Annotated in this window: 9 protein-coding genes, 1 pseudogene and 1 riboswitch; of the genes and pseudogenes, 5 read left to right on the plus strand and 5 right to left on the minus strand. The window is 53.0% G+C overall.

Features of this window, described 5'->3' with window-relative positions; translation table 11 throughout:
• Position 1: 1 nt before the first annotated feature.
• Entirely contained in the window at positions 2 to 1,171 is a 1,170-nt protein-coding gene (locus tag Q0796_RS16820; protein WP_298445295.1) for an isovaleryl-CoA dehydrogenase, read from the minus strand.
• An 18-nt stretch (positions 1,172 to 1,189) separates the two neighbouring features.
• On the minus strand, positions 1,190 to 1,576 hold the full coding sequence (locus tag Q0796_RS16825; protein ID WP_298445297.1) for a MerR family DNA-binding transcriptional regulator: 387 nt from the start codon (positions 1,574 to 1,576) through the stop codon (positions 1,190 to 1,192).
• 182 nt (positions 1,577 to 1,758) lie between these two features.
• Between Q0796_RS16825 and Q0796_RS16830 the strand changes: the two are divergent.
• Positions 1,759 to 3,675, plus strand: a pseudogene (locus Q0796_RS16830) (propionyl-CoA synthetase); the annotation flags it as partial.
• 139 nt (positions 3,676 to 3,814) lie between these two features.
• Here the strand turns inward: Q0796_RS16830 and Q0796_RS16835 are convergent.
• Positions 3,815 to 4,702 carry a 1,4-dihydroxy-2-naphthoate polyprenyltransferase gene (locus tag Q0796_RS16835; RefSeq protein ID WP_298445299.1) on the minus strand — a complete coding sequence of 296 codons (888 nt, stop codon included), beginning with the start codon at positions 4,700 to 4,702 and terminating at the stop codon, positions 3,815 to 3,817.
• Positions 4,703 to 4,968: 266 nt separating this feature from the next.
• On the opposite strand from Q0796_RS16835, the gene Q0796_RS16840 reads away from it, so the two are divergent.
• From Q0796_RS16840 to Q0796_RS16855, 4 genes are all read left to right on the plus strand, one after another.
• On the plus strand, positions 4,969 to 5,874 hold the full coding sequence (locus Q0796_RS16840; RefSeq protein WP_298445302.1) for an SDR family NAD(P)-dependent oxidoreductase: 906 nt from the start codon (positions 4,969 to 4,971) through the stop codon (positions 5,872 to 5,874).
• Positions 5,875 to 5,944: 70 nt separating this feature from the next.
• The gene (locus tag Q0796_RS16845) at positions 5,945 to 6,805 is read left to right on the plus strand and encodes an acyl-CoA thioesterase domain-containing protein (protein WP_298445304.1); all 861 of its coding nucleotides are present in this window, start codon (positions 5,945 to 5,947) and stop codon (positions 6,803 to 6,805) included.
• Positions 6,806 to 7,001: 196 nt separating this feature from the next.
• Positions 7,002 to 7,095: riboswitch (glycine riboswitch) on the plus strand.
• Positions 7,096 to 7,204: 109 nt separating this feature from the next.
• Positions 7,205 to 8,560, plus strand: a complete 1,356-nt coding sequence (locus tag Q0796_RS16850) for a sodium:alanine symporter family protein (RefSeq protein ID WP_298445306.1) — start codon at positions 7,205 to 7,207, stop codon at positions 8,558 to 8,560.
• A 62-nt stretch (positions 8,561 to 8,622) separates the two neighbouring features.
• Positions 8,623 to 9,030, plus strand: coding sequence for a YbaY family lipoprotein (locus tag Q0796_RS16855; protein WP_298445308.1), 408 nt, complete (start codon positions 8,623 to 8,625; stop codon positions 9,028 to 9,030).
• Between the two features lie 685 nt (positions 9,031 to 9,715).
• Here the strand turns inward: Q0796_RS16855 and Q0796_RS16860 are convergent.
• Both Q0796_RS16860 and Q0796_RS16865 read right to left on the minus strand, forming a co-directional pair.
• Positions 9,716 to 10,630 carry a DMT family transporter gene (locus Q0796_RS16860; RefSeq protein ID WP_298445310.1) on the minus strand — a complete coding sequence of 305 codons (915 nt, stop codon included), beginning with the start codon at positions 10,628 to 10,630 and terminating at the stop codon, positions 9,716 to 9,718.
• 293 nt (positions 10,631 to 10,923) lie between these two features.
• A partial coding sequence (locus tag Q0796_RS16865) for an IS5 family transposase (protein WP_298445312.1) occupies positions 10,924 to 11,540 on the minus strand: 617 nt, incomplete at its 5' end.

An 11,540-nucleotide genomic window follows, 5' to 3' on the forward strand; every position in this document is an offset into this window, starting at 1 on the left:
TCTACTTCATCTCGGCCATCAGTTCGCGGCCAATCAGCCAGCGGCGAATTTCGCTGGTGCCTGCGCCAATTTCGTACAGCTTGGCGTCACGCAGTAAGCGACCGGTGTGGTATTCGTTGATGTAGCCGTTGCCGCCCAGCAGTTGGATGGCATCCAGCGCCAGTTGGGTGGCCAGTTCGGCGCTGTAGAGGATGGCGCCCGCGGATTCTTTGCGGGTGGTTTCGCCGCGATCGCAGGCGGCCGCAACCGCGTAGACATAAGCGCGGGCGGCGTTAGCGCGGGTGTACATGTCGGCCATTTTTCCTTGCACCAGCTGGAATTCGCCAATGGCTTTGCCAAACTGCTGGCGCTGGGCGATGTACGGCATCACGTTATCGACACAGGCGGCCATGATCCCCAGCGGCCCGCCAGACAGCACCACCCGTTCGTAGTCGAGGCCGCTCATCAGCACTTTGGCGCCGTCGCCTTCGTTGCCCAGCAGGTTTGCTGCCGGTACGCGGGCGTCTTCAAACACCAGCTCACAGGTGTTGGAGCCCCGCATGCCCAGCTTATCCAGCTTCTGCGCTTGGCTGAATCCTGGGGTGCCACGTTCAACGATAAAGGCGCTGACCCCGCGGCTGCCGCCGTTCAAATCGGTTTTGGCGTAGATCACGAAGACGTTGGCGTCGGGGCCGTTGGTGATCCACATCTTGTTGCCGTTCAAGATGTAATCGTTGCCATCGCGACGGGCGGTCAGTTTCATCGACATCACATCAGAACCGGCGTTGGGCTCGCTCATGGCGAGGGCGCCTACGTGCTCGCCAGACACCAACTTCGGCAGGTATTTCAGTTTTTGTTCGTGGCTGCCGTTGCGGTGAATTTGGTTAACACACAGGTTGGAGTGCGCGCCGTAAGACAACCCCACCGAGGCACTGGCGCGAGAGATCTCTTCCAGTGCGATAACGTGGTCGATGTAACCCATGCCAGCGCCGCCGTACTGTTCTTCTACGGTGATCCCCAGCAGGCCCATGGCCCCCAGTTTCGGCCACAGTTCATTGGGGAAGGCGTTGTCATGATCAATGCTGGCGGCCAGCGGGGCGATCTCCGCTTGCGCAAACTCGCGCACGGCGTCGCGAAGCATGTTGCTGGTTTCACTCAGGCCAAAATTGAAGGTGTTGAGATACAGTTCCATTGGGGGCAGTCCTTAGGGTTAGGGCGTCTGTTTCAGCGCTTCCAAGCACTGAGTTTCGGCGGAGTTAAGCTCCATCATGATGATGCGAATGTCGTCCATCTGCTGTTGCAGATCGGCTTTCTTCTCTTCAACCAGCTGCAACATGGTGTGCAGTTGCGTGCGGCTGGAACGGTCGGCGTCGTACAGATCAAACAGGCGGCCAGTTTCCGCCAAGGAAAAGCCCAACCGTTTGCCACGTAAGATCAGCTTTAATCGCACCCGATCTTGCAGGTTATAAATTCGCGTTTGCCCACGTCGACGGGGCTTGAGTAAGCCTTGATCTTCGTAGAAGCGAATGCTGCGGGTGGTGATGTCGAACTCTTTTGACAGATCGCTGATCGAATAAGTCGTTTCAGTAGTTTGCATATAACCGCATCCGTGAGTTGTTACATGTTATTAACCTACCGTACCTTTACGTAAAGGTAAACTAGGCGAAAGTGGAAGGGGTCTGATCGGATCTGTGGCACGGCAAGCGGCTAGCCGATGGTCTAATGGGCGATTTTTTGCGCGAATGCTAGTAATGGGCATCCACCGCAAAGAAGGGAGCATGGATCGTGGTTCAGTTAACCAAAGCGCTGCAAACCCAGGCGCAGCAAGACCCTGAAGGGTTTTGGCAACAACACTCACACTTGCTGGATTGGCAGCAGGCACCGCAACAGATCCTCGATAGCAGTAATGCACCACTGTACCGTTGGTTTAGCGACGGTAGGTTAAACACTTGTTACAACGCCGTTGACCGCCATGTTGAGGCTGGTCGCGGCAGCCAAGTGGCCATTCATTACAGCAGCCCTGTTACGGGCCAAGCCTACGACGTCAATTACGCCGAGCTGCAACAGCTGGTGGCGCGTTTGGCTGGGGCGATGCAACAGCAAGGGGTGGTGAAGGGCGATCGGGTGGTGATCTACATGCCGATGGTGGTGGAAACCGTGGTAGCGATGCTGGCCTGTGCCCGCATTGGCGCCATTCATTCGGTGGTGTTTGGCGGCTTTGCGGCGCCAGAGTTGGCCAGCCGCATTGATGACGCTAAGCCCAAGCTGGTGCTGAGCGCCTCTTGCGGCATTGAACCTTCCGGCCCTGTGCCTTACAAACCGCTGCTGGATGCGGCGTTGCAACAGGCGCGCCATGCGGTGCCCCGTTGTTTGATTCTGCAGCGGCCGCAGGTGGTGGCCTCGCTCACGCCGGGGCGTGATTTAGATTGGGGGGAAGCGCAGCAACAGGCCGCCGATGCGCCCTGTGTGCCACTGAGCGCCACCGATCCGCTGTACATTCTGTATACCTCTGGCACTACCGGCAGCCCCAAAGGGGTGGTGCGCGATAACGGCGGCCACGCGGTGGCGTTGGCGTGGTCAATGCAGGCGATCTACAACATCAACGCCGGTGATGTGTTTTGGGCGGCGTCGGACGTGGGCTGGGTGGTGGGCCATTCGTACATTGTTTATGGGCCATTACTGGTGGGAGCCAGTACGGTGCTGTACGAAGGCAAGCCTGTGGGCACACCCGATGCGGGGGCCTTTGGTCGCGTAATTGAACGCTACAAGGTCAATAGCTTCTTTACCGCGCCCACGGCGATGCGGGCGATTAAGCGTGACGATCCCCACGCCAGTGGCATCAAAAGTTATGATTTAAGCAGCCTGAAGGCGCTGTATTTGGCTGGAGAACGCTGCGATCCCGACACCCTGTATTGGTCGAGCAGTGCCCTTGGGGTGCCGGTGGTGGATCATTGGTGGCAAACCGAAACCGGCTGGGCCATTTGCGCCAACTTGCTGGGGGTTGAGCCTCTGCCAATCAAACCGGGCTCTCCGGCGCTGGCGGTGCCAGGCTATCAGGTTGAGGTGTTGGATGAAGCTGGGGTGGCGGTGGCGGCCAACCAAAGCGGTGCCATTGCCCTGAAATTGCCGCTGCCACCGGGCACCTTAACCACCTTGTGGGGCGATCCTCAGCGTTTTCACGACAGCTATTTAAGCCATTATCCTGGGTACTATTTAAGTGGCGATGCCGGTTATCTGGATGAGGACGGCTACCTGTATGTGATGAGCCGCATGGACGACATCATCAATGTGGCTGGGCACCGTTTATCCACGGGGCGGTTTGAAGAGGTGTTAGCGCAGCACCCACAAGTGGCCGAAGTGGCGGTGATTGGGGTGGCCGACAAACTGAAAGGGCAGGTGCCACTGGGGTTGGTGGTGCTGAAGAAAGGGCAGCGCGACAGCGAGCAACTGCAGCAAGAGTTGGTGCAGTTGGTGCGAACCGAAGTGGGGCCCGTGGCGGCCTTTAAGCTGGTTACGGTGGTCGAGAAGCTGCCGAAAACTCGGTCTGGCAAAATCTTGCGCGCCACCATGCGAAAAATGGCCGACAACCAGCCCTATAACATGCCGGCCACCATTGAAGATCCCACCGCGTTAGGCTTGATTGAGCAAGCACTGCAGCGCCTTGGTTATTGCCGTAACAGCGTGGAGCCCGCTTAGGGTTGGTGCGGCGTGGTGTGGCTGGAACAAGGCCAGCACGAATCACACAGCCTGAGCGCGCTGCTTTTTGGGCAAAGTAAAACGCCACCGACATCGCGGTGGCGTTTTGCTTGGGCGTTGGCGTGGTGCCACCGGCGCGTTAGGCCAACTGCGACAGCGGCAACCCCAGTGATAACAGCACGCTGTAGACCATGGTGAGCTTGGCGGTACGCCCCAGCAGCGGGTTCAGCGCCGCGCCTTCGGTTTGCACAAACTCTTTGGCCAAGACCCGTGCCATCGGCACCGAGATAAAGCCCAGCAACACCACCAGCCCCGGTAACTGCCCCAGTAGGAACATCAGCATGATGGTTAAATACGGCAGCGCCAACAGGGTGCTGTACAGCAATCGGGATTGCTGCTGCCCCAACCGTACCGCCAAGGTGCGCTTGCCGGCTTTGCTGTCGGTAGAGATGTCGCGGGTGTTGTTAACCAACATAATGGCCGAATTAAACAGCCCCATGGTGCTGGCCAACAGCCAAACGGTAACGGTAGTGTCTTGCACTTGGGTGTAGTAACTGCCGACAACGGCCACCAAGCCAAAGAACACAAACGCCGCCACTTCGCCTAAGCCGTGGGAAGCCAGTGGGTAGGGGCCACCGGAGTAACACAGTGCCCCAAGCACGGCGAACACCGCCAACCCCGCCACAACGGCGCCGCCCACATAGATAAGGTACAAGCCGACGGCGATGGCCAACAGCAGCGACAACACCATGCCATTACGCACCGCAGTGGGGCTAAGCAAGCCCGATTGGGTTACACGCACTGGGCCTAAGCGTTCATCGGTATCCACGCCGCTTTTAAAATCGAAATAGTCGTTGGCCAGATTCACGCCGATCTGCAGCAACACGCCACACAGCATTGAACAGGCACCAACCAAGGCGCTAAAGGTGCCGTCGACCAATGCCAGCACATTGCCCAGCAGCAACGGGCCAATGGCGGCCGGTAGGGTGCGTGGCCGGATCGCCAACAGCCAAGAATGTAGAGTCATGTCAGAATCACAAAAAATTATTGTTTCGACGGCCATTGTACCTAACTTGGCGCGACTGTGGCGCTGATCCGAGTCACGAAGGTTGGTTAAGAAGCAACCGCTGCCGAATTGGGCTTGGAACAACGTCAGATGGGCGACTGTTTGCAACTCGTGTTTCGTTTATCATTCACACTTTTGCCATGTTATCGAGGCCAGATCACGGTACTGGCTTAACAATAAATGCCATGATTGGTGTAGATGACTTTAAACACGGTGTTGGTGCAGGGATGTATAACTTCGATAATCAAGTAGTGATGATCACCGGAGCAGGACGGGGCCTTGGCCGAGCTTATACTTTGGCGTTAGCAGCGCGAGGCGCAACGGTGATTGCCGTAGATAACGGCTGTGATGTGATGGGCGAGGGCACAGACTCGGATTACATTACCGAATTGAAAGAGGTGGCGCGGGACATGGGCGCCGAAGTGATTGGCCACTGCATTGATGTGACCGATCAAGCGGCGATGGCGCAACTGGTTGACGCAACCTATGCCGAGTTCGGCCGCATCGATGGGCTGATCTGCAACGCGGGCATTATGTTGCCGCAAGACGGAGTGCAGCAGGGGCTGGAGCTGTATCAGCAACAGATGAACGTAAACCACTATGCCACCGTGGCGCTGGTGCAGCAGGTGCTGCCTAAAATGCAGCAGGTGGATCAAGGCCGGATTGTGGTCACCGGTGGTTTGTCGCCAATTTATGGTGAAGCACGGCTGATGGGCTACGCCGCCTCTGCCGCGGCCAACATGGGTTTTGTGCGCTGCTTAAGCCGCGAACTGGCCGACAGCAATGTCAAAGTGAACGTGATTGTGCCCGCCAATTTTTCGCGCATGAGCGAACAACTGGAATGGCCGTACGATTACCAAAGCATGACCCCAGATCTGGTGGCACCCGCGGTATTGTGGCTGCTGGCCAGCAATGCCCCTAACGGCTTAACCGTGTCGGTGGGCGGCGGTTATTATTCGCTGATTGAGCCGATGGAAAGCGAAGGCGCAACGTTAGATCTGAACGATCAGCGGCCACAGGCGGTGGCGCGCTTACTGGGTAATCTCAGCCATGCCCCCAAAACACAGGTGTTCCAAAGCTTTGAAAGCCGGATGCGACACATTCTTAAGTTATTGATGCTGAAGCGATCATAAACGCTGGCAATTTTCGGTGTGGCACAGTAGCGTAATCCTCTTGTTTGTTGGCTATACGAGAAGTTACTGAATGTCTGCCGTACTCGATAAATTGGTAAATCTGCTGACCTTAGAGCAGTTAGACGATGGCTTATACCGAGGTGAAAGCCAAGATCTGGGCTTTGGTCACCTGTTTGGTGGTCAAGTGCTGGGGCAGGCATTAGCCGCCGCCCAAGCCACGGTGCCAGAAGGGCGGCATGTACACTCGTACCACTCCTACTTTTTGCGTGCTGGCGATCTCAGCCTGCCGGTGATCTACGACGTTGAAACCTTGCGCGATGGCGGCAGTTTCAGTGCCCGCCGTGTCAGTGCCATCCAGCATGGCCGCCCAATCTTCTTTATGACGGCGTCGTTCCAAGGGGAAGAACCAGGGCTTGAACACCAAGTGACGATGCCACAAGTGGCGCCGCCAGAAGAGTTTAAAAGCGAGCATGAACTGGCGCTTGAATTGGGCGATAAATTGCCACAGCAACTGCGCGAACGCTACTTGCCAAACCAAGCGATTGAACTGCGCGTGGCCGAAGACGCAGCCCAGCGTGCCACCGATTGCAGCCACACCCGCAACATTTGGATGCGGGCGACCGGCAACGTGGCTGACGACGATCACCTGCATCAGTTTTTGCTCTCGTACGCTTCCGACTTTAACTTTTTAACCAGCGCGTTAAAGCCCCACGGGCGCACCATGTTCAATGCCAACATGAAGCTCGCCACGATTGATCACTCCATGTGGTTTCATCGTAAGGTGAACTTAAACGAGTGGCTGCTGTTCAGCATTGATTGCCCAAGCACCGGCAACGCGCGTGGTTTGGTTCGTGGTCAAATTTTTGATACCGAAGGGCACTTGGTTGCCAGCGCGGTGCAAGAAGGGCTGATGCGCTCGCGCGCAAAATAACAGCAGCGGGTTTTAAATTGTGATCTACCTCTAAAAGCGACCGTAACGGTCGCTTTTTTAGTTTGTTAAGGTGAATGGGCGTTGTGGTTAACACAACGCACCTCGGATGAAGGTATTCAGGAGAGCGGCCCACCTTAGGGCCCACCGAAGAAGTAAATCTTTCAGGTGTCGGCAACTGCCGATAAGGACTGGTACTGGACGAGCCTCTGGAGAGTTCCATTGACTTGGACGCCGAAGGCGCAAGCGGCTTTGCCGTGAAACGCTCAGGCACAAAGGACAGAGAGTAGAGTTATCTTCTGCGCCCCTGCTTTGCTGAAACGGGCTGGTGATGTCGTGATGACACAACAGCTTGGTCCGTCATGGTTTCTCCTCATGTTGTTTTTATGAGGAAACCACCACATGTTTACCATCGAATCTGTTCTATCTACCCTCTCTAGCTGGGTTTGGGGTCCACCACTGTTGTTGCTTTTGGTGGGCACGGGCCTTTATTTCACCGTACAACTTGGCGTAATGCAGTTGCACAGATTGCCATTGGCTCTGCGGCTGATGTTTCGCCGTGATGACAGCGCCGGCGATGTCTCGCGCTTTAGCGCCCTGTGTACTGCTTTGGCTGCCACCATTGGTACTGGCAACATTGTTGGCGTAGCTACCGCCGTTAAACTGGGTGGCCCCGGCGCCCTGTTTTGGATGTGGCTGGCGGGTCTGTTTGGCATGGCCACCAAATACGCCGAATGCATGCTGGCGGTGAAATACCGCCGCACCGACAGTCGTGGTGAGCAAGTGGGTGGGCCGATGTATTACATTGCCGACGGTCTAGGCAAAGCGTGGCTGGCCAAAGTGTTTGCGGCATTTACCCTGCTGGTGGCCTTTTTTGGTATCGGCACCTTTCCCCAAGTAAACGCCATTGTTGATGGCGCCGAACTGGCGTTGAACGTGCCACGGCAACTGTCGATGATCATCCTAACGGTATTGGTGGCAGCGGTTGTGTTGGGCGGCATTAAACGCATTGCCCGGGTGGCAACGGCGTTGGTGCCGACCATGGCGATTGGCTACATCATGGTGTGCAGTGCCTTGGTGCTGACTAACGCCGATGCGGTACCTGCTGCATTAGGCTTGATCCTCCACAGTGCCTTTAACCCTGTTGCGGCCGGTGGCGGTTTTGCTGGAGCGACGGTGATGATGGCAATCCAGTTCGGGATCGCCCGTGGTGTGTTTTCTAACGAAGCTGGGCTGGGCAGTGCGCCCATGGCCGCGGCCTCAGCCAAAACCAAATCACCGGTCGAACAGGGACTGGTATCGATGACCGGCCCCTTCTTCGATACGCTGATCATCTGCAGCCTAACCGGGCTGGCTTTGGTGATCACCGGAGCATGGCAAGGGGATGCCGCCGGTGCAGCGATGACGTCACAAGCGATGAGCGATGGGTTATCCACCCTAGTGGGCAGTAAAGTGATCACCATTGCCCTGCTGTTTTTCGCCTTTACCACCATCCTTGGCTGGTGCTACTACGGTGAACGTGCAGTGCTGTTTTTAGCGGGTGAAAAGTATCGTCTACCGTATCGCATGGTGTTTGTGGCCTTGGTGGCCGTGGGTGGTTTGCTGCAATTGGATTTGATCTGGTTGCTGGCGGATGTGGTGAACGGGCTAATGGCCATCCCTAACTTGATTGCGCTGTTGTGGCTGCGCCATGAAATCGTGGCTGATACCCGCGCCTATTTTGCTGCTCATTCATCCCTGCGCTCCGTGCGGGCATAAACGCAAACTTTGCTGATGGCGGTGCTATCATACCGCCATTGTCTTAGTTGAAGGATCACCCTATGAAGCGTCGTACCCTATTTGCCGCCCTGTTACTGTTGCCATTAGCGGCCTGTGTGAGTGATACCCCGCAGTTGGATGAGGTGGAGTACGTACAATTAAGTGGTGTAGTAACCTTTAAAGAGAAAACCCTATTGCCGCAGGGCAGCAGCGTTACCGTTGCCGTGATCGACGCGAATGAACGCGGCGCCATTTTGATGCGTAAAGAGTTTGAAGTCGCCAAATTGCCGGTGCCATTTTTTCTCTCAACCCCGAAAGAGCGTTATAACAACAACGCCGATTACGTGGTGTGGGCTTCGATCAAAGTTAAAGGGCTTGATGTACCGTTGCTGCAAACCCAACGGCCATTTGTTCGAGTGTTAACTAATGATGTTAACAACGCGGTTGTCGAAGTTAAGCCGCTCAATTAACAATGGACGCAGGGTAGAACAAAAGATCCAAGCTACGGCTTAATGCCGATCGTTTTTGCTAATTGAACGATCCTTACAGGACGTCATAATCGGTCGTAACCTTAGTTGCGGCCGATTTTTATGTCTGAGTTTTCCAAAGAACTTAGAATTTAGTTGACTACGACAATACGCTTACTCGGTTATAAGTGACGCAACAACTTCATCAGTAGCATTTTTCCCTGCTGAAATGACTGGTTAGGTAACGTTTGCTACAGCCCTTACTTCTGGAGGCTCAGAACTAACAACCCTTTACTTGATGCAGCAATAACATACATTTTAGAACTTTCGATATGCAAAAATGATTCTGCATCACTCTTTAAGTGTGATAATAGAGGCGATTCATTAACGAGGATTATTTTTGTCAGTTATTATTTGCGGCAATCATCTAATATTTTTACGATTCTATCTTTATCACCTGATTTATATTTAGCATCATAACTTCATGAGTTAGTTTTTCACAGGAAACTTCAACCTATAACGACCCTTCGTTAACGTCTTAATCAATAGCCTCTAAAAAGACGTAAAATGAGCCAAAGTTATCTAAGGGTGAATGCATAATTCGATTGGTTACCTAATATCTAAATAAGCGTCCTCGCCGCAGGCTGCGTCCGGTGGAGCTGCATAGCAGCGGAACGAACTTGATTTTTTAGGTTTTGTTTGATTCTAAAGCAGATTCAATCGGATCCTTCTGTCCAAGTATACTAAGAATAATGCCGAAAATTATTACAATTGCACCGAACCATGTAATCAATGAATACTGCTCATTCATAAATACTGTGCCTGAGAATAAAGCCACACCCGCTGCAATATATCCAATTTGGCTCAAATAGGTAGGGCCACCGATTTGTTGCAAACGGAAAAAAATACTGAACATAGCAACTGAGCCTATAACTTGAAAGATGGCGAGACTCTTGATTGATAAAAGATCAAGCGTCAAAACAGCTTGGCCTGAAAAAATCAGCAAAGAAAAAAGCAAAATGGCTGCAGATAAATTACTACCAACCGCCAGCTCAATTGGGTCAGCGCCTTCTGGCCAGCCTACAGTACGATACAAATTACCTACCGCTAATGATAAAGGGATACACAAACCTGCTATTAACCATATAGTTGAAGCGGGCTGGCTTACTTCTCCTCTCGTTAAAGTGACAATTACAGCACCGATAAAACCAATTAGAATGCCAATTGTTCCTAGCCGGTTTGGTAACGCCACTTTTTTTATGGAAGAAAGAGCAAGAGTAAATATTGGAGACAAAGTGAATAAAATTCCAGTAAAGCCAGAACCTAACTTAGGAATTACGGTGAATATTAATATATTTGGCACTGCAAATGAAAACAACGATGACCAAAAATAATATTTTATAAAAATTATATTACAACATACTTTTCTGCCCCTTAAGAATTGACTAATAAGTAATATTATTCCACTTCCGAATGAGATTAACCAAGCCCAAACTATGGGAGAAATTGAAGCTTCAGCCGCGAGTTTTCCAAATGGAAAAGTGAGACCTAAAAATAGACCTGTGAAAATAAGAAGTAATGCTGGTGAGTCTTTGATGTTCATATATTGTTTAAAGCCCTATTTTATCGGGGGTGTTGTTTGGTAATTGAGAAACATAGCGCCCTGTTAGGTATTTATTCTACCGAAGTTACAACCTGTATCTTTTATCTAATTCAGGGGTTTGAACAATAACGTTATATAGCGAATACGCTTCCATTCCTTTATCTTCTTGCACATAAACATCAGCGTTCCCTTTTAGTCCTAAAATCGACTGTTGCAAAGACGCCTTACCTTTAGCACGGCGTTGTTGATCAAATCAAACCAGAAAACACAGCTATATCAAAGAGCTTGGCTGATTATGCAACTTGCTGACGAATAGGCATACCTAGCCCTATGACTTTGTTCATCGCCTTTACGCCAGCCAGTGCTTCACCGACCTGCGCATTGTAATCACGTGAACTCAAGGCCGGGCTAATCAGCTGCTTATAACGATACATCGCCGTTTCTGACAGCGAGCGTTGGTGATAGCCAACGTCCTCCTTCCACTCTTTTAGCTTGCCATCTTTCAGCGCGGAAACTGCTTCGTTCCGCGGGTGACCATCTTCCCAGAAACCTGCATTTACTCGCGGTGGAATTGAGGCTTTCGTGCCCTTTTTTCGCAACAGCCGATGGCAGGCTTTGGTGTCGTAAGCACCGTCTGCTGAAAGTTGTTTTAACTTGCGCCTTAGTGGGTTGAGCAAGGTTGGTAGCACTTCGTTATCCGCAACACTTACCACGCTCACTTCGGCTGTAATTACCTCGTGGGTCGCGGCATCCACAGCCACATGGAGTTTGCGCCAGGTACGGCGCTTTTCCTTGCCGTGCTTACGCATTTTCCACTCCCCTTCACCAAACATTTTCAGCCCTGTGGCGTCCACCACAACATGCGCAATGGGGCCACGACTGCGATTGCGGTACTTGATGTTGACTGTCT

Origin of the sequence: uncultured Ferrimonas sp. (assembly GCF_947489035.1) — a bacterium.
Lineage (GTDB): Bacteria > Pseudomonadota > Gammaproteobacteria > Enterobacterales > Shewanellaceae > Ferrimonas.